16 protein-coding genes and 1 tRNA gene are annotated in these 18,384 nt (G+C 67.8%); 4 read left to right on the forward strand and 13 right to left on the reverse strand.

The genetic code is table 11. The features are described 5' to 3' along the window. Positions 1–340: 340 nt before the first annotated feature. Positions 341–416 (reverse strand) — tRNA-Glu (locus D1610_RS12265). 208 nt (positions 417–624) lie between these two features. Here D1610_RS12265 and D1610_RS12270 point away from each other — a divergent pair. From D1610_RS12270 to D1610_RS17115, 3 genes are read left to right on the forward strand one after another with little or no spacing between them, the layout of a single operon-like run. Then, complete coding sequence (locus D1610_RS12270) at positions 625–2,727, forward strand: TonB-dependent siderophore receptor (protein ID WP_222927007.1); 2,103 nt, start codon at positions 625–627, stop codon at positions 2,725–2,727. Positions 2,728–2,740: 13 nt separating this feature from the next. Beyond that, complete coding sequence (locus tag D1610_RS12275) at positions 2,741–3,892, forward strand: PepSY-associated TM helix domain-containing protein (protein ID WP_118864663.1); 1,152 nt, start codon at positions 2,741–2,743, stop codon at positions 3,890–3,892. Continuing rightward, positions 3,889–4,062 (forward strand): hypothetical protein, encoded by a 174-nt coding sequence (locus tag D1610_RS17115; protein ID WP_182466814.1) that lies wholly within the window; start codon positions 3,889–3,891, stop codon positions 4,060–4,062. Before D1610_RS12275 ends, D1610_RS17115 begins: the two co-directional genes overlap by 4 nt. Here the strand turns inward: D1610_RS17115 and D1610_RS12280 are convergent. The 5 genes from D1610_RS12280 to gcvA form a co-directional block, all read right to left on the reverse strand. After that, positions 4,059–5,432: a class II 3-deoxy-7-phosphoheptulonate synthase gene (locus tag D1610_RS12280; protein ID WP_118864664.1), complete on the reverse strand. Its 1,374-nt coding sequence runs from the start codon at positions 5,430–5,432 to the stop codon at positions 4,059–4,061. The two genes, D1610_RS17115 and D1610_RS12280, sit on opposite strands and share 4 nt — an antisense overlap. 229 nt (positions 5,433–5,661) lie before the next feature. Further along, a complete protein-coding gene (locus D1610_RS12285) occupies positions 5,662–6,597 on the reverse strand; it encodes a D-2-hydroxyacid dehydrogenase (RefSeq protein WP_118864493.1) in 936 nt (311 codons plus the stop codon). A gap of 426 nt (positions 6,598–7,023) precedes the next feature. Then, entirely contained in the window at positions 7,024–8,535 is a 1,512-nt protein-coding gene (cysS, locus tag D1610_RS12290; RefSeq protein WP_118864494.1) for a cysteine--tRNA ligase, read from the reverse strand. A 200-nt stretch (positions 8,536–8,735) separates the two neighbouring features. Further along, positions 8,736–9,281, reverse strand: a complete 546-nt coding sequence (locus tag D1610_RS12295; RefSeq protein ID WP_118864495.1) for a (2Fe-2S)-binding protein — start codon at positions 9,279–9,281, stop codon at positions 8,736–8,738. After that, positions 9,278–10,150: a transcriptional regulator GcvA gene (gcvA, locus tag D1610_RS12300; RefSeq protein WP_245942209.1), complete on the reverse strand. Its 873-nt coding sequence runs from the start codon at positions 10,148–10,150 to the stop codon at positions 9,278–9,280. The genes D1610_RS12295 and gcvA overlap by 4 nt, the downstream gene beginning before the upstream one ends. A 146-nt stretch (positions 10,151–10,296) precedes the next feature. Here gcvA and bla point away from each other — a divergent pair, with 146 nt between their 5' ends. After that, positions 10,297–11,175, forward strand: coding sequence for a subclass B3 metallo-beta-lactamase (gene bla / locus D1610_RS12305; protein WP_182466815.1), 879 nt, complete (start codon positions 10,297–10,299; stop codon positions 11,173–11,175). A 317-nt stretch (positions 11,176–11,492) separates the two neighbouring features. Here the strand turns inward: bla and D1610_RS12310 are convergent, their stop codons facing one another. From D1610_RS12310 to D1610_RS12340, 7 genes are all read right to left on the reverse strand, one after another. Further along, positions 11,493–11,711, reverse strand: a complete 219-nt coding sequence (locus tag D1610_RS12310; protein ID WP_118864497.1) for a hypothetical protein — start codon at positions 11,709–11,711, stop codon at positions 11,493–11,495. 65 nt (positions 11,712–11,776) lie between these two features. Next, positions 11,777–13,030, reverse strand: coding sequence for an N-succinylarginine dihydrolase (locus tag D1610_RS12315; RefSeq protein WP_118864498.1), 1,254 nt, complete (start codon positions 13,028–13,030; stop codon positions 11,777–11,779). Between the two features lie 114 nt (positions 13,031–13,144). Beyond that, entirely contained in the window at positions 13,145–14,149 is a 1,005-nt protein-coding gene (locus tag D1610_RS12320) for an arginine N-succinyltransferase (RefSeq protein ID WP_118864499.1), read from the reverse strand. Further along, entirely contained in the window at positions 14,146–15,336 is a 1,191-nt protein-coding gene (locus D1610_RS12325) for a hydrolase (protein WP_245942210.1), read from the reverse strand. The genes D1610_RS12320 and D1610_RS12325 overlap by 4 nt, the downstream gene beginning before the upstream one ends. Before the next feature lie 277 nt (positions 15,337–15,613). Further along, the gene (locus D1610_RS12330; RefSeq protein WP_118864501.1) at positions 15,614–16,588 is read right to left on the reverse strand and encodes a DUF481 domain-containing protein; all 975 of its coding nucleotides are present in this window, start codon (positions 16,586–16,588) and stop codon (positions 15,614–15,616) included. Between the two features lie 55 nt (positions 16,589–16,643). Further along, complete coding sequence (locus tag D1610_RS12335; protein WP_118864502.1) at positions 16,644–17,132, reverse strand: RNA pyrophosphohydrolase; 489 nt, start codon at positions 17,130–17,132, stop codon at positions 16,644–16,646. A gap of 145 nt (positions 17,133–17,277) precedes the next feature. After that, positions 17,278–18,252, reverse strand: coding sequence for an alpha/beta hydrolase (locus tag D1610_RS12340; RefSeq protein ID WP_118864503.1), 975 nt, complete (start codon positions 18,250–18,252; stop codon positions 17,278–17,280). Positions 18,253–18,384 lie beyond the last annotated feature (132 nt).

Here is an 18,384-nt window from a genome sequence, read left to right on the forward strand (position 1 = left end):
GAACCACGCTCAAGCCCAGCCCCAAGCCCCGCAAATATCCCCAACATCACCCAACCCCCGACCGCCTCCAAAAGGCAAACCTCCGCTCACCCACACCCCCAATCAGGAAAAACCGACATATGTTTAACCGGGGAAAAGACGGCACAACCAGAAGCCGGAAACCAACGCCAAGCTCGGTAAACGGCGAGCGGCCTTTCTTCCGGCCGCAGACGGGCCATTAGACACAGCATCAGATCGCCGACATGCGGCGGCGCCGCTTCGCCGCGACGGATCAGCCATGAAAAGGTCGCTGGAACAGCCGCCTTTCGATGTGCCTTCGACACTCTTCGGGAAAATGCCGTGGTGACCCCTACGGGACTCGAACCCGTGTTTTCGCCGTGAGAGGGCGACGTCCTAGACCGCTAGACGAAGGGGCCGCGCGCGACGGCAAGGGCGCGCATTTAGGGGGATGGGGGAGGGGCGTCAAGCGGCGACATCGGTGACGTAGTCCGTCGTTCGCTATGCAGCGGGGCGAGGGCCAATGGCCCTGACATCAGGTCCGGATGAAAAAGCCCGTACGGTTGTTGCAAATGCCTCGCAACAACCGTACGGGCTGCGAACTCGTCGCAATAGCAGTTCGGGGGAATGATGGTTCGGGTTTGGTTTTCACGCGTCAGCGCCTTCGCCCTCGCGATTTCGCTGGGCACGGCGGCTGCGGCGCAATCGGACGAGCAGGTTGAGGCCGATAGCGCCCCCGGCGACGACATCGTCGTCATCGGCGAATCCGCGACCACCGCGACCAAGACCGACACGCCGATCATCGAGACGCCGCAGGCGATCAGCGTGGTCCCGAGCGAACTCTATCTCGATCGCGGCGCGCGCAACATCCAGGAGACGCTGCGCTATTCGGCGGGCGTCACCGCAGAGCCCTTCGGCCTCGACAGCCGCAGTGACGGGTCGTTGGTTCGCGGGCTCAACCCGGTCGAGTATCTCGACGGGATGCGCCGCATCTTCAATTACATCGTCCTGCCGCGCATCGACGTCGAGACGCTCGACCGCGTCGAGGTGCTGCGCGGCCCCGCGTCGGTGCTCTACGGCCAGGGCGCCAATGGCGGCATCGTCAACATGGTGAGCAAGCGGCCCGAGTTCACGCCGCTCGGCGGCGAGGTGAAGCTGCAATATGGCAGCTTTGACCGCAAACAGGCCTCGATCGATATTGGCGGTCAGCTGAATGCTGAGGGCAATTTCGCCGGGCGGCTGGTGGCGCTGGTGCGCGACGCCGGCGCCCAGACCGATTTCGTCCGCGACGACCGCGTGGTGCTGGCGCCCTCCTTCGCCTGGCGGCCGGGGCCGGATACCGAGATCGCGCTGCTCGGCACCTATCAGCGCGATCGCGGCGCCTCCACCCAGCAGTTCCTGCCGGTCGCCGCATCGCTCAACGCGAGCGGCAACCGGCGGCTCGACATCTCGACCTTCCTCGGCGATCCCGACAAGGACCGGCTCGACGCCGATCAATATACCATGACGCTGCTGGCCCAGCACCGCTTCTCCGATACGATCATGTTCAGGACCAGCCTGCGCTTTCTGGACGGCGACACCTTCTTCCAGGAAATCTATCCCGACAGCTACACCAATCCGCAGGACCCCTTCATCGACGCCGACGATCGGGTGGTGAACCGCTTCATCTACGCGACCCAGCAGCATGTCGAGACGCTGACCAGCGACACCAACCTGCAGTTCGACTTCGCCACCGGGCCGTTCGTCCACAAGCTGCTCGCCGGCATCGACTACACCGATTTCCGCCAGCGTTCGAAATCGGGGAGCGGGCTCACCACGCCGATCGACGTCTACGATCCGGTTTCGACCGGGGTCGAGGACGCGCCGCTGTTCGACGATCCCTATCAGGTCAACACGCAGCTGGGTTTCTATCTGCAGGATCAGATCCGTTACGCCGACCGGGTGACGCTGGTCGTCGGCGTGCGCCGCGACCGCGCGGTGTCGCGCACCGGATCCGACCCGCAGCGGGTGGACGAGGCGACCACCTTCCGTGCCGGCCTGATCGGCGAGATCGGCGGCGGCGTCTCGCCCTATGTCAGCTATTCGGAGGCGTTCCTGCCCGTCGCGGGCTTCAACTTCGGCGGCGAGGCGTTCGTGCCCCAGCGCGGGCGGCAATATGAAGCGGGCGTGAAGTTCCAGCCGATGCGCGGGGTGCTGCTGACCGCGAGCGTGTTCGACATCGAGGAGACCAACCGGCCGATCAACGATCCGGACAATGTCCTCAACCTTATCCAGACGGGCCGCATCAAGTCTCGCGGAATCGAGCTGGAGGGCAGCTATGTCGTGCCCGGAGACGTCACGCTGACGGCCGCGTTCAGCCACAACGAGGTCGAGGTCACCGAGAGCAGCTTCGCGCCCGAGGTCGGCGTGCAGTTGAGCGATACGCCCAAGACGCTCGCCTCGCTATGGGCCGCCAAGACCTTCGCGCTGACTCCCGAGGTGGCCCTGGAGCTGGGCGGCGGCGTGCGCCATGTCGGGGAGACGTTGTCGACGGGCACCACCGGCTCGCTCGTCACCCCGTCCTATACGCTCGCCGATGCGCTGGCTTCGGTCGCATGGCGCGATTGGACGCTGTCGATCAACGCCACCAACCTGTTCGACAAGGAATATTTCGCGCCGTGCCGCGCTTTCGGCGATTGCTTCACCGGCAATGGCCGGTCGGTCGTCGGCACGCTGGCGTTCCGGTTCTGAAGGGGAGGGCGGCGTGACGCGGCGATCGATCAAGGCGTGGTATCTGGTCCACAAATGGACCAGCCTGATCTGCACGGTGTTCCTGCTGCTGCTGTGCATCACCGGGCTGCCGCTGATCTTCTGGGAGGAGATCGACCACGCGACCTCCTATATGGCGGAACCCGCCGCCGTCGCGCCCGGCACGCCGCCCGCCAATCTCGACACGCTGATGACGGCCGCGCTCAAGGAGCATCCGGGCGACGTGCCGCTGTTCCTCGGTTGGGACGATCATGCGCCGATCGTCTATGTGAACACCGGCCCCCGGCCCGACGCAGCGGTAGCCGAGATGAGCTACACGCTGCTCGACGCGCATACCGGCGCGGTGCTGGGAAAGGCGGGGCTGGACGAGGGGGTGATGATGTTCATCTTCCGCCTCCATACCGACCTGTTCATGGGACTGGCCGGGATGCTGTTTCTCGGCGCAATGGGGCTGCTGTTCGCCGCCGCGATCGTCTCCGGCATCGTCGTCTACGGCCCGTTCATGCGCAAGCTGGACTTCGGCACGGTGCGCAAGACCGGGAGCAGGCGGCTCAAATGGCTCGACCTGCATAATCTGATCGGCGCGATCACCCTGGCCTGGGCGCTGGTCGTCGGGCTGACCGGGGCGATCAACACGCTGGCGCTGCCGCTGCAGCAGCAATGGCAGGCGAGCGCGATCGCCGAGTTCTCCGCGCAATATCAGGGCAAGCCGCGGCCCGAGCGCTTCGCCTCGATCGACGCGGCGGTGCGCGCGGCCAGGGCGGCGGCGCCGGGGATGACGCCGGCCTTCGTGAGCTATCCCGGCACCGGCTATAGCGGCGAGCATCATTACGGCGTTTTCCTCCACGGCGACACGCCGATCACCGAGCGGCTGGTCAAGCCGGTGCTGGTCGATGTGGAGACGGGCGAGGTGACCGCCCAGCCGGCGGTGCCGTGGTACATCACCACGCTGCTGCTGTCGCAACCGCTGCATTTCGGGGATTATGGCGGGCTGCCATTGAAGATCATCTGGGCGCTGCTCGATCTGGCGACGATCGTCGTGCTGGTGAGCGGGCTCTATCTTTGGCTGCGCCGCGCGGGCGGCCCGGCCGATCGCCGGGTGAGCGAGATCCTTGAGGCCGGCAAGCTCGCGCGGGGCGGGGCATGAGCAAGGCGCGGACCGGCCTCTGGCGGGTATACCGCGTCCCCGTGCTGCTGGCGGCGGCAAGCGCCGTCGGTCTCGTCGCCGCGCTGCTCGGCGACGGCGCGATGGACGCGCTGTCCTGGCTGACGCTCGGCGTGATGGCGCTGCTGACGGTGTGGGCGCTGAGGCGCTAGGCCGCCGCCTTGCGCCGCTCCTCCATCTCCAGGTTGAGCATCTCGGCGAGCAGGAAGGCGAGCTCCAGGCTCTGGCTGGCGTTGAGGCGCGGGTCGCAGTGGGTGTGGTAGCGGTCGGCGAGCGACTGTTCGGTCACGTCGACCGCGCCGCCGGTGCATTCGGTGACGTTCTGTCCGGTCATCTCGGCATGGATGCCGCCGGCGAAGCTGCCCTCCGCCCGGTGGACCGCGAAGAAGCCGCGCACTTCGGCCAGGATGCGCTCGAACGGGCGCGTCTTGTAGCCGTTCGCCGCCTTGATGACGTTGCCGTGCATCGGATCGCAGCTCCACACCACCGGATGCCCTTCGCGTTGCACCGCGCGGACGAGGGGAGGGAGGCCCGCCTCTATCTTGTCATGGCCGTAGCGGGTGATGAGCGTAATGCGGCCCGGCGTGCGCGCAGGATTGAGCGTGTCGAGCATGCGCAGCAGCGCGTCCGGCTCCAGGCTCGGCCCGCACTTCATGCCGATCGGGTTGCCGATGCCGCGAAGGAATTCGACATGCGCCGAGCCTTCGAAGCGGGTGCGGTCGCCGATCCAGAGGAAATGCGCCGAGGTGTCGTACCAGTCGCCGGTGAGCGAATCCTGCCTGGTCAGCGCCTGCTCGTAAGGCAGCAGCAGCGCCTCGTGGCTGGTGTAGAACTGCGTGGCGGAAAGCTGCGGCACGGTGTCCGGGTTGATCCCGCACGCCGCCATGAAATCGAGCGCCTCGCCGATGCGGTCGGCGGTCTCGGCATATTTCTTGGCCCATGGGCTGCGGCCCATGAAGTCGTGCGTCCAGCGGTGGACCTGATGGAGGTTGGCGTAGCCGCCCGAGGCGAAGGCGCGCAGCAGGTTGAGCGTCGCCGCCGACTGCGAATAGGCGCGCACCATCCGCTGCGGATCGGGGTGGCGCGCTTCGGGCGTGAAGGCGATATCGTTGACGTTGTCGCCGCGGTAGCTGGGCAGCTCGACGCCATCGATCGTCTCGGTCGGCGCGCTGCGCGGCTTGGCGAACTGGCCGGCCATGCGCCCGACCTTCACCACCGGCAGCTTCGACGCATAGGTGAGGACGACCGCCATCTGCAGGATGACGCGGAAGGTGTCGCGGATGTTGTTGGGGTGGAACTCGGCGAAGCTCTCGGCGCAGTCGCCGCCCTGGAGCAGGAACGCCTTGCCTTCCGCGACCTTGGCCAGATCGGCGGTCAGGTTGCGCGCTTCGCCGGCGAACACCAGCGGCGGATAGGTGGCGAGCTGATCGGTCGCCGCGCCCAGCGCGGCGGCGTCCGGATAGTCGGGCAGCTGGCGCGCCTCGTGCTTCGTCCAGCTCTCGGGGGCCCAGTTGGCGGCCATGTGCGTCATCCAATCAATCGGTGTCGGCAATTTCCATGCGCCAGCGCGCGCGCGGAGGCAATTGCGGAAAACTTGTGACGGTGATCGAACGGCTTCGCCGTCGCTCCTGTGAAGGCAGGAGCCTCCGGCGGCGAGCGCGCGTTCGGATGCGCCACAAACCTGGCGGCCCCTGCCTTGGGTTCCCAGCAAAGTAATACTTTGCTGGGGGCCCTGCGCAGGGGCGACGGAGTCAGTAGCCGGCGTCGAGGTCCACGGTATTGCGCAGCGGCTGTCCTGCGCGGAAACGCTCCAGATTCTCGACGAACAGCGCCACCGCGCGCTGGAACATCGTCGTCTGGCTGCGGCCCGAGAGATGCATCGAATGGAGCGCGTTGGGCGCCGACCAGAGGGGATGATCGGCCGGGAGCGGCTCGGGATCGACGGTGTCGAGGAACGCGCCGGCGATGGTCCGCGCGTCGAGCGCCGCGATCAGCGCCTCCTGATCGACCATGTCGCCGCGCGCCATGTTGATCAGCCAGGCGCTGGGCTTCATCGCCGCGAGCTCGTCGGCGCCGATCAGCGCCGCGGTGTCGCCGGTCGAGGGCGCGGCGAGGACGATCCAGTCGAATTCGGCGATGCGCGGCTTCCACGCATCGGGCGTCAGCGTGCCGTCGCGGCCCGAACGGGTGACGCCGGTGACGGCCACGTCGAACGCCTTCAGTCGCTCGCCGATCAGCCGGCCGATCGTGCCGTAGCCGACAATCAGCGCGCGGCTGCCGGCGAGCTCGACCGTGCCCGGCGCGGCGGTGGTCCATTCGTGGCGGTCGGCGAGGCGCACAACCTCGTCATAGCGCTTGGCCGCGGCGAGCATGCCGAGCACGGCATATTCGGCGACCGCGACCGCGTTGATGCCGGTGCCGTTGGTCATCACCGTGCCGCGCGAGCGGAGCAGCGCGGTGTCATAGGCGTCGATCCCGGCGCGGAGCGTGAACAGCCATTTGAGGCGCTCGCCCCTGGCGGCGATGGCGGCGCTGTCCTCCGCGCCCTGGACATCGACCCAGGCGATATCGGCATCGACGATCGCCTCCGCCGCATCGGCGCGCGAGGCGAACCAGTGGACGGCGAGATCGGCCGGAAGCTGCGGCTCGATCAGCGGGCGGGCGAGGGCGGGGAGCACGGCTTTCATGGCGGAGGCCTAGCGCATGGCGAGCACAGCCGAAAGCTCCGGGTTGGTCAGGGTTGGTCTCAGGAAGCGCCGGACAGCCCGCGGAGGGGGCGAGGGCCGAGCGGCGGCCTTGGCCGCTTGCGTCGCATAAGTCGCAGGTGTTGCGCAGTTTCGTTACGCGAAATTGTTCTATTGTTACACGAAGTTCAGTATGTTCAGCGTCTGGCGCGCGCGAGCTGAACACGGCGAGGCACGCGTCGGGACACAGGACGAGGCGGAGCTAACAGCGTCAAAGAGCGGCGGGCGATCACACCCGCGAATCGGAACAATAGAAGAACATTGCCATGTAGGAAAGGGGGCATTGGCGATCGGGATGTGACAGCTCAAGCCCCCTCCACCACCAGCCTGCGGCTGGCGGTCCCCCTCCCCCGCTGCGCGAGGGAGGATTTAGGCGAGCTTCCAGTCCCAGCCGAGCGGATCGCCGTCCATCACCTCGACGCCGGCGGCGGCGAGCTCGTCGCGAAGCGCGTCGGAGCGAGCGAAGTCCTTGGCGGCGCGGGCCTCGCGACGCTCGGCGAGGCGGGCTTCGATGGCGGGTTCGTCGATGGTTGCGGCGGCGGGGCGGACGCGGAGATCGGCGCGGGTGAGGGTGGTGAGGTTGAGGCCCAGGATGGTGTCGAAGGATTCCAGGGTGGCGAGGCGGTCGGCTGGTGCCAGGCTCTTGTCAGAGAGCAATTCTTCGAGCGCCGGAAGAGCTTGAGCGGTGTTGAGGTCGTCCGAGACGGCTTGGTCGAGGCGCTCCAAGCCCCCTCCACCGTGCTGCGCCCACGGGTGCGCTGACGCACCCGGCTCCGTCGGATGACCTGCCCCCGGCAGGTCATTTGATCCGACTACGCCCCCCTCCCCCGCTGCGCGAGGGAGGATTTGACCACGCAGCTTTTCGACCGTCTGGACCAGCCGTTTCAGCCGCGTCAGCGCCGCGAGCAGGCTTTCCCAGGTAAACTCCAGCTCGCTGCGGTAATGCGCCTGGAGGCACATCAGGCGGTAGGCGAGGGGATGGACGCCGCGGTCGACGAGGACCTGCAGCGTCAGGAACTCGCCCGTCGATTTGGACATCTTGCCGCCCCGATCGACCAGGAAATTGTTGTGCATCCAGAGGCGTGCGCCGGTGTCGGCGCAGCTGCAATAGGCCTGGTTCTGGGCGATCTCGTTGGGGTGGTGGATTTCGCGGTGGTCGATGCCGCCGGTGTGGATGTCGAACGGGTGGCCGAGATGCTGGAGGCTCATCACCGAGCATTCGAGATGCCAGCCGGGCGCGCCCCTGCCCCAGGGCGAATCCCATTCCATCTGGCGCCGCTCGCCGGGGGAAGATTTGCGCCAGATGGCGAAATCGGCCGGATTGCGCTTGCCCGAGACCGGATCGATCCGGCTCTCGCCCTCGTCGGTCGCGGCGCGGGCGAGGCTGCCGTAGTTCGGCACCTTGGAGGTGTCGAAATAGAGCCCGCCCTCGATCTCGTAGCAGTCCCGCTCGATCCTCCTGGCGAAGTCGATCATCTGCGGGATGTGATCGGTGGCGACGGTCCATTCGGCGGGCGGGGTGATGTTGAGGCGGGCGACGTCGCGCTTAAACGCTTCGGTATAGTGCGCCGCGATTTCCCAGATCGACTTCGCCTGCGCCGCCGCGGCCTTTTCCATCTTGTCGTCGCCGGCATCGGCGTCCGACGTGAGGTGGCCGACATCGGTGATGTTGATGATGTGCTTGAGATTGTAGCCCTTCCAGCGCAGCACGCGGCCGAGCGTGTCGGCGAACAGGAAGGCGCGCATATTGCCGATATGCTGGTAGTTATAGACGGTGGGGCCACAGGTGTAGACGCGGACCTGCGCGGGATCGATCGGCTGGAAGGCCTCCAGCTGGCGGGTGAGCGAGTTGTAGAGTTTGAGGGGCGCGCCGGTCGTCATGCGCCGGCGTTTAGCCAGCGGGGAAGCGGGGGGGAAGGGGAAGACTTCCTCACCAACACGTCATGCCGGACTGGTTCCGGCATCCATCGTGCCGCTGGACGGGAGGTAGCAGGTGGCGCGGGATGCGTGCCATCTGAGGGCCTGGGCGCGCGCGGCACGATGGACCCCGGAACAAGTCCGGGGTGACGGTTATGGGCGGGTTATCTTGCTGGCCCGGGCGTCAGCGCCGGGACCGCCCTAGCCGCGTCAGCCGGGTCGATTCCCGGGGGCGGGGCGGCGGCGATGGTTTCGCGGCCGGCCTGGACGCGGGCGGCGCGCTGAATGGCGCGGACGAGGCGGGGATAGACGCCGCAGCGGCACAGGTTGGTGATCGCCGCCTCGATCTCGGCCTCTGACGGGTTGGCGTTCTTCTTGAGCAGCACCGAGGCCGCCATGACGATGCCCGGCGTGCAGAAGCCGCACTGGACGGCGTTCTCCGCCACCATCGCCTGCTGCACCGGGTGCGAGCGGTCGCGCGACAGGCCTTCTACGGTGGTGACGAACGCGCCTTCCACGGCGGCGATCGAGATCTGGCAGCTCTTCACCGCATTGCCGTCGACGTCGACGATGCACGCGCCGCAATCGCCCGTGCCGCAGCCATATTTGGCGCCGGTCAGGTTGGACGCGTCGCGCAGCGCCCAGAGCAGGGGCGTCTCCGGGTCCATGCGGTATCGCACCGGCTGGTTGTTGACGGTGAAGGCGGTCATGCCGCGCTGTCATGCCCAGCGCCGCGCGCGTCCGCAAGCCATCCGCGAAACGCCGCCATCGCGCGCGTCACCGGCCGGCTCCTGAGGCGGGCGAGCCAATAGGCGCCCGCATCCACCTGAACCGCGAAGGGCTGGACGATCCGCCCCGCCGCGATCTCGCCCGCGAACATCGACGGGGGAGCGAGCGCGACGCCCTCGCCCAGCACCGCCGCCTGCACCATGATCCACGAGCTGTCGAACAGCGGCCCGCGCGCGGTGACGCCCGAGACGCCCGCGGCGGCGAACCAGCGCGGCCAATCCTCCACGCGATAGGATCTGAGCAGCGGCACCTCCGCCAGATCGGCCGGCCGGCGCAGCTTCTCGGCGAGCGCGGGCGACGCCAGCGGCGCGAAGGGCGCGGGCGCGACCCGTTCCGCCTCGCAGCCCGGCCATACGCCGTCGCCGAAGCGGATGGCATAGTCCAGGCTCTCGCCCGCGAGATCGACGCGGTTGTTGTTGGTGAGGAGGCGCAGGTCGACGTTCGGGTGCGCCGCGCGGAAGGCGGACAGCCGCGGCAGCAGCCAGCCGACCGCGAAGGTGCCGACGACGCTGAGCGTCAGCACCTCCTTGAGGCGCCCGCCGTGGAACTGGCCGAGCACGCGCGACATCCGCTCGAACGCTTCGGTGAGCGTCGGCAGCAGCGCATGGCCCTCGTCGGTCAGCACCAGCCCGCGCGCCGTGCGGCGGAACAGCGGCGCGCCCAGCCGCGCCTCCAGCGACTTCACCTGATGGCTCACCGCCGCCTGCGTCACCGACAATTCCAGGCCGGCGCGGGTGAAGGAGAGGTGCCGCGCCGCCGCTTCGAACGCGCGCAGGGCGTTCAGGGACACGTCGGTAAGGTCGAGCCCGCCATGAGAAAATATAGGGGCTGGCACGAAGCATCATCCTTTGCGATGGCGGCCTGATCCAACGAAAAAGCGGCTGCCGATGGTCGGCCGGAGAGTTCTACATGAGCAAAGCTTATTGGCTATTTGGCATGTTGGCCGCAACCGCCGCGTGCACGCCGGAGGGGGAGCTCGCCAACGCCGCCCCCGGCCCGGCCGATGTCGCGCAGATCGAGGCGCCGCAGCCGCTGCTCGAAAGCTGGGTGCCGTGGAACGCGCCGCAGCGGCCGTTCAAGATCGCCGGCGACCTCTATTATGTCGGCGCGAAGAATGTCAGCGCCTATGCGGTGAAGACGCCGGATGGGATCATCCTGATCGATACGGGCTTCGCCCAGACGCTGCCGCAGATCGAGGCGAACCTGAAGACGCTCGGCATGGACATCTCCGATGTGAAGATCATCCTCACCAGCCATGCGCATGCCGATCATGTCGGCGGGGTCGCCGCGCTCAAGGCGAAGACCGGCGCGCGGCTGGTGGCGAGCGAAGCCGATGCCGCGCTGATGGCGGCGGGCGGGCGCGGCGATTTCACCTGGGGCGACGATCTCGCCTATCCGCGGGTGCGGGCGGACCGGATCGTCGGCGATCGCGAAACGGTGGAACTGGGCGGCGCGGTGCTGACGGCGCATGTCACGCCCGGCCACACCAAAGGCTGCACCACCTGGACGATGAAGGCGGGCGGGGCCGATGTGGTCGTGCTGTGCGGCACCAGCGCGCCCGGCTACGACCTGGTCGACAACGCCGCTTATCCGGGGATCGCGGAGGACTATGCGGCGAGCTTCGATCGCATGGCCTCGCTGCCGTGCGACATCGTGCTGGCGGGACATATCGAGACGATCGGGCTCGCCGAGAAGGCGGCGTCCGGCGCACTGGTCGATCCCGCCGCGTGCAAGAAGACCATCGCGGACGCCCGCGCCGCGTTCGAGAAGGAGCTGGCGCGGCAGCGTGCCGGCGGTGCGCCGGACGAGAGCTGAAAAATTTAAGGGCGGCGTGGAACCGATCCGTACGCCGCCCGTTTTTCACTGGCTTGATCGAAAGAAAGAGCAATCGTCTTCTCAGGACTTCGGTCCAGAGAGACAAGGGAGCCCCGCCGCCTCGTGCGACGGGGCTTACTTGTTTTTTGGCGTTGTTGCCGAGCGCCATCTGCAATCATCCCCGTCATGCCGGACCCTTCGACAGGCTCAGGACAGGCTTGTTCCGGCATCCAGCGTGCCCCAAGCGCATGCAGAGCCCGTGGAGAGATGGACTCCGGAACAAGCCCGGGGAGACGGAACGGAAAGTGTGACGGAGGTCAGCGCTCCCGCCGCAGTTCCACCGCTTCCAATATCTTCGCGCCGGCCATGAACACGGCGATCGGGCAGAGCGCGAAGAGGAGCCAGCCGAAGGCGCCGGGATATTGCTGCTGATAGTGCAGCCCGCGCTCCACCGCGCCCAGGCCGAGGCCGTAGATGACGAGGAACGCCTCGAATTTGGTCTTGATGGTGAAGAGGCGGGCGATACGCTTGAACATGTGAAAAGGTTAAGCAAGCCTTGGGCCAGCCGCGAAAATGCGTATTTTCGGGTTAGGATCCTTGGTTAACTGTCAAGAATCCCGACAAGATCGAGCGCCTCGGCAAGCGCGCGGCGGGCGGCGCGGATCCGGGCGATCAATGCCGGATCGGTCAGCCGCGCGGGCTCGATCGTCTCGGGCCAGTGCGCGGCGATCACCGCGGCGATCCGGTCAAGCTTTGCCGTATTGACCAGGAAACGCGGATCGACCGTCGCGGGGTCCGCTACGACGCGCAGACGCAGGCAGGCGGGGCCGCCGCCGTTGGACATGCTCTCGCGCACGTCGACCGGCACCAGCCGGCGGATCGGGCCGTTGCCGGCGACCATCTCCTCCAGCCAGCTCCAGACGCGCGGGTTGTCGCGCGATTCGGTCGGCAGGATCAGCGCCATTCCGCCTTGCGGAAGCGTGACCAGCTGGGCGTTGAACAGATAGGACCGGACCGCGTCCGCCAGGCTGACGCGATCGGCGGGCACCTCGACGATCGCCACCTCGGGCAGCCGATCGCGCAGCTCTGCGTAAAATGCGGATTTGTCCTTGAAGGCCAGCTCGTGGGCGAACAGCACATTCGCGTTCGCGACCGCTACGACGTCGTTGTGGAACGCGCCGGCGGCGATGGCGTCGGGATTCTGTTCGACGAACAAGGTGCGCGCGGGATCGAGCACGTGCGCGCGGGCGATCGCTTTCGACGCCTCGATATGCTGGCGCGCCGGAAAGGGTCCGCCCGAGACGCCGTAGACGAAGACCTCCACGCCCGGCTCGCCGTGCGCGGGGGTGAGGCGCATGTGATTGGCCGCGCCCTCGTCTCCGAAAGGGGCGGGGACGGGCGGATGCACCGCGAAGGCGGGATGGGCGAAGGCGAGCTTGAGCTGCGCCAGCGTGCCCGGCCATTCATGGCTGCGGTGCGGCATGGTGACGAGGTTGGCGACGGTCAGGTGGCACCTGCCGTCCGCCGCGTCGGGGGCGGGGGAGACCGTGGCGGCGTTGGCCGCCCACATCGCCGACGCGCTCATCGCCTGCGCGGCGAGGTGCGGTTCGGCGGTGGCGATATCGGTGGCGAGGCTCGCCAGCCAGCGCGCGTCGGGCCGGTCGAGTGGAAGGAAGATGCCTTGCGCCAGCCCCAGCTCGACATTGGCGCGCATCTTGGCGATGCCCTGCAGCGCCGCCGCGCGGGGATGCGAGATTTTCCCCGCATTGCCTGTCGCCGCGAGGTTGCCGGGGGAGAGGCCGGCGTAGTTGTGGCTGGGGCCGATGATGCCGTCGAAGTTGATTTCCTGGAGCATGGGCTGTGCCATAGCCACAACCGTCGCCCCTGCGAAGGCAGGGGCCGCTGAGTTTGGGACGCAATCGGCTTTGCATATGCCGACAGCGGCCCCTGCCTGCGCAGGGGCGACGCGCTATCTTGCGATGTAGCTCACGCTGTCGCCGGGCTTTACGCCCAGCACCGCCGCGCTCGCCTCGTCCAGCGTGACGCCCTTGCCGATCTTACCATAGGCGCAGCGGAAATCCGCGAGGCGGCCGGTCGCGATCAGCGCATCCTCGCCGCCGCCGTTCAGGGCGCTCACCATGCCTTCGCGCGCGTCGCGAATGCTGCGCACCCCGTCGGTCATCGCGGTCATCGTCGGGCCGCCGTCGAAGATGTCGATATAGCGTTCGAAGGCGAAGCCCTCATTCTCCAGCATCCGCATCGCCGCGCGGCCGGAAGGGTGGGGCATGCCGATCGCGGCGCGTGCGGTCTCGCTGAGCATCGCGGTGTAGATCGGGTGCTTGGGCATCAGATCGGCGATGAACTGGTTGCCGTGGACCGCGTTGAACTGGTCGGCCTCCTGGAAGGTCATGCCGAAGAACTTGCCGGCGAGCCCGTCCCAGAAGGGCGAGCCGCCCGCCTCGTCGATCACCCCGCGCAACTCGGCGAGGATGCGGTTCCCGAAGCGCGCGCGGTGGGCGCGAATGAACAGGTAGCGGCTGCGGGCGAGCAGCAGTCCCAGCCCGCCCGCTCGCTCGCCCGGGTGGAGGAACAGCCCGCCCACCTCGCTCGCGCCCTCGAGATCGGTCGAGAGCGTCAGCATCTCGGCCTTGAAGGTGCGCGCGAGCTCCTGGCTGTGCTGAGTGAGCGTGCCGATGCGGTAGCTGTAGAAGGGCCAGCGCTGCCCGACCATGGTGAACAGCTGGCAGGTGCCGCGCACCTCGCCGGTCTCGGTGTTCTCCAGCACCAGCACGAACAGCTCGTCGCGCGGATCATCGACATCGCCGCGCGCGAACGCCTCGGCCGAGCGTTCGAGCTTGGCGCGGAGCGCGGGCTTTTCAGGCGGCAGGTTGGTGAAGCCGCCGCCGGTCAATTTGGCCATCTCGTAAAGCGGCTGCAGATCGCCTTCGTGCGCGGCGCGAATGACGAAGCTCATGCGGCGCCCTTTTCGGCGATGCGCAGGATGGTGACGGCGGACAGCGCCGCGCGCTCCGCCAGGCTGTCGGCGATAAGGAATTCGTCCGCCGAATGGATCGCCCCGCCGCGCGCGCCCATCGTGTCGACCACGGGCACGCCGCACGCGGCGATGTTGTTGCCGTCGCACACCCCGCCGGTATCGCGCCAGCCGATATCGAGGCCGAGGTCGGCGCCGGCTTGCTTGACCAGCCCGAACAGCTTTTCGGCGCCGGGGTCGATCGGTTTGGGCGGGCGGTTGAAGCCGCCATGCACCTCGATCTTCACCTCATGCGCCGCCGCGACCGCGGTGACCGCGGCATCGATTTCGGTTTGGGCGTGTGCAATTTCCTGCTGCGAGGCGGGGCGGAAATTGATCCGGAGCACGGCGAGATCGGGGACGACGTTGTTCGGCCCGCCGCCGTCGATCCGCGCCGGGTTGACCGCGAGGCCTGGCCCCTTGGCCCCGGCCAGCCGCACCGCCAGCGCGGCGGCGGCGACGACGGCGTTGCGCCCGTCCTCCGGATTGCGCCCGGCATGCGCGCTCCGTCCGCGCACCACGATCGAGAAATTGCCCGTGCCGCCGCGCGCGCCCGCGAGCGTGCCGTCGGGCAGCGCCGGTTCGTAGGTCAGCGCCGCAACCTTGCCGCGCGCCGCCTGGGCGAGCAGGGCGGCGGAGGAGAAGGAGCCGGTCTCCTCGTCCGAATTGATCACCACCTCATAGCCGATCCGCCCTGCTGCAGGGGTGGTCTCGACGGCCTCCAGCGCGGCGAGCATCAGCGCGAGCCCGCCCTTCATGTCTGCGACGCCGGGCCCGTTCAGCACGCCCTCTTCCAGCCATTGCTGCGCCTGGAAGGGATGATCGGCGGGAAAAACGGTGTCCATATGGCCGGTGAACAGCATCTGCACCGGCGCCTCGGGACGCACCGTCAGGTGCAGGTGCCGCCCATGCTCCAATACGCGCACCGATCCGTCGGGATCGACCGCCTCGACCGGCGCGGGCTGGACCAGCCGCAGCTCGCCGGGCAGCGCCGAGAAGGCGTCGGCCAGCCCCGCGGCCAGCTGCGCCAGGCCGCCCATGTTGCGCGTGCCGCTGTTGATCGCCGCCCAGCCTTGGGTGTTCTCCAGCATCGGGCGGCTTCGGGCGAACGCGACCGCATCCGCCTCCATCGTCGAAAGTCCTCTCATCCGCCCGCGTCTAGCGCGATTGGATGCGTTTCCGTAACCCCCCGGCGTTCGTGTCGAAATATTGCGCCGCGTTCCCACCAACTCAAACTCGTCGCCCCTGCGAAGGCAGGGGCCGCCGTCGGCATATGCAACATCGGTTGCGCCACAAACCCAGCGGCCCCTGCCTTGGGTTCCCAGCAAAGTAATACTTTGCTGGGGGCCCTGCGCAGGGGCGACGGATGATAATGAGGCAATCGACAACGGGGAACGCTAGGCGCGCCTAGAAGTCGTAGACCAGCGCCGCCCGGCTGATCGTGTCGACCGAGGTGCGCCCCGCCGCGGGCACGCTTTCATATTGCAGGTTGTAGGAAAGGCGCGCGGAAAGCGGGCCGATCAGCTTGGCCTCGATGCCCGACGTCGCGCTGATCGTCGAGTTGATCGTGTGGACATAGGCCGAGGCGTCCTGGGTGAATTTCAGCCCGCGCGCGATGTTCCAGTTGAAATCCATGCTGCCGCGCCCGCCGACGCTGTTCTCCAAAGGCTCCACGGTATAGTTGGTCTGGCGAAAGGCCGGGCCGATGGTGATGTCGAGCGACATGTCGCGTTCGCGGATCAGGCCGTAACCGACACCCGCCGATGCCGAATAGCGGTCGAAATAGCCCAGAAAGCGGTCGCTTTCGTACAGCACCGCGCCATAGGCGTAGAGCCGGTCGTCGAACTTGTAGTTGGGTTCGTAGCCCACCGCGTAGCGTTCGCGCGATACGACGCCCAGGCTCTCCTGGTAATCGGCGTTGGCGAACACACGGTGGCGCCATTGCAGCCCTTCGCGGGTCAGGTCGAACTTGGCGGAAAGCCCGACATTCTCGGTATTGCCGGTGGTCAGGAACCCGCCGACCTCGCCGCGCCCGTTCCACAGATCGAACGCGCTTGCGCCGCGGATATGGGCGACGCGCTGCTGCTCGCGATCGTCGCGCCATTTGTTGGCCAGCGCGCGGATTTCCTTGGTGAAGTCGGGCGCCGCCTTCACGGCATATTTGACGATGGTGTTGACCTCGCCCTCATTCCCGCTGGCGAGCGCCGCGTCGACCATCGCGCGCACCTCCGGCGGAATGCGCGCCGGCTCGATCCGGGGCGCGCGCGGTAGGCCCTGGCCGGGATCGATCGCGACCAGATCGGCTTCCGTCTGCGCGATCTGGCTGCTGTCCGGCGCGTTCGCGTTGAGCAGCAGGGCGGGGAGGATGGCGAAACGGTACATGGCGACGCTCGTTAGGCAGCGATTTTGACCATGAAAAGGCACCGGACCGCGCCGGTTAAGATTTATCCGCCAAATGGCCGGCAAAGGCGGCGAGTATCTGCCGGTAGAGCGCCTGCTTGAACGGCACGATCATGTGCGGCAGCTCGGACGCGTCGGCCCATTTCCACGCGCGGAATTCGGGGTGCGCGGTGCGGATGTCGATGTCGCTGTCGCGGCCGGTGAAGCGCGCTAGGAACCAGATCTGCCGCTGGCCGCGATAGCGGCCGCCCCAGATCTTGCCGATCATTTCTTGCGGAAGGTCGTAGAACAGCTCCTCCGGCGCGCGCGCGACGATCTCGATATGCTCGGGCGCGATGCCGGTTTCCTCGCCCAGCTCGCGGATGGCGGTGGCCTCGGCGTCCTCGCCGGGATCGATCCCGCCCTGCGGCATCTGCCAGGCCTCCAGCTTGTTGTCGAGCCGCTGGCCGACGAACACCTGACCCTCTCTGTTGAGCAGCATCACGCCGACGCAGGGGCGGTAGGGGAGGGAGGTGGGGTCGGTCATGCTCACTTCCTCAAGATCCTCCCCGGCACGGGGAGGGGGACCAGCCGCAGGCTGGTGGAGGGGGCCGGCCGCGAGCAAGGCGGTGGTGGAGAGCCCCCTCCACCATGCTGCGCATGGTCCCCCTCCCCGCAAAGCGGGGAGGATTTCACCCCGCCGCCTGGGCCATGACGCGGTTGGCCTCGGCCTCGGCGATCACCGCCTTGGCCGCCGCCAGGAAGCCCGCCACGTCGCCCTGGCTAGACGGGATCGCCTGGCGGACGTTGATGAAGCCGTGGACGTTGCCGACGGCCTCGCGGTACACCACCGGCACGCCCGCCGCGGCGAGCGCGCCGGCATAGGCGCGGCCCTGGTCGCGGATCGGATCGAGGCTGGCGGTGATGATCACCGCCGGCGGCAGCCCGGCCAGATCGGCGTTCATCGGCGATCCGCGCAGGTGGGTCAGATCGGCGCGATAGGCGTCGTCGAACCACGTCATCGCATCACGCGTCAGCAGGAAGCCCTCGGCGAACTGTTCGTAGGACGGATAGTCGCGCGCCATGTCCGCCGCCGGATAGATCGGCAGCTGGGCGATCACGGGGACGGCCGCGGGCCGGTCGCGCAGGTCGATCGCCGCGACGATGGTCAGCGTGCCGCCGGCGCTGTCGCCCGACAAGACCAAACCGGTGACCGTGCGCCCCAGCGCCGCCGGGCTTTCCGCCACCCAGCGCGCCGCCGCCTCGCAATCGTCGGGCGCGGCGGGCCAGCGATGCTCGGGCGCGAGGCGGTAGTCGACCGAGACCACCGGCATGTCGAGCACGCGCGCCGCCTCCGCGCAGTAGCTGGCATGGGTGTCGATATCGCCGATCACCCAGCCGCCGCCGTGGAAGAAGACCATCGCCGGCCCCGGCTCGCGCGTTTCCCTGGCGTCGAACAGCCGCGCGGGGATGTCGCCCGCCGGGCCGGGAATGGTCAGGTCCCTGATCACCGCCAGATCGCCCACGGGCGGATCGGCCACGTCCTTCATCGCGCGATAGACCGCGCGGGCGGAGGGCGCGTCCATCTCGTGCATCTTCGGTCCCGGCAGCGCGTTGAGATAGGCGAGGAACTGCTGGACATCGGGACGGACGAAAGGCTCGGTCATCGGCGGCTCTCCTTACGAGCTCTTTGCTTAGCCGTTCGGTAGCCAAAGAAAACCCGTTGCGGCGTGACGAGGCGGGAAAGAGGCCAAGCCGAGGTTGTCCGCGCCGCGCCATTTTCTACCTTGGGGTGAAGG

It is taken from the genome of Sphingomonas gilva, from assembly GCF_003515075.1.
Classification (GTDB): Bacteria; Pseudomonadota; Alphaproteobacteria; order Sphingomonadales; family Sphingomonadaceae; genus Sphingomonas; species Sphingomonas gilva.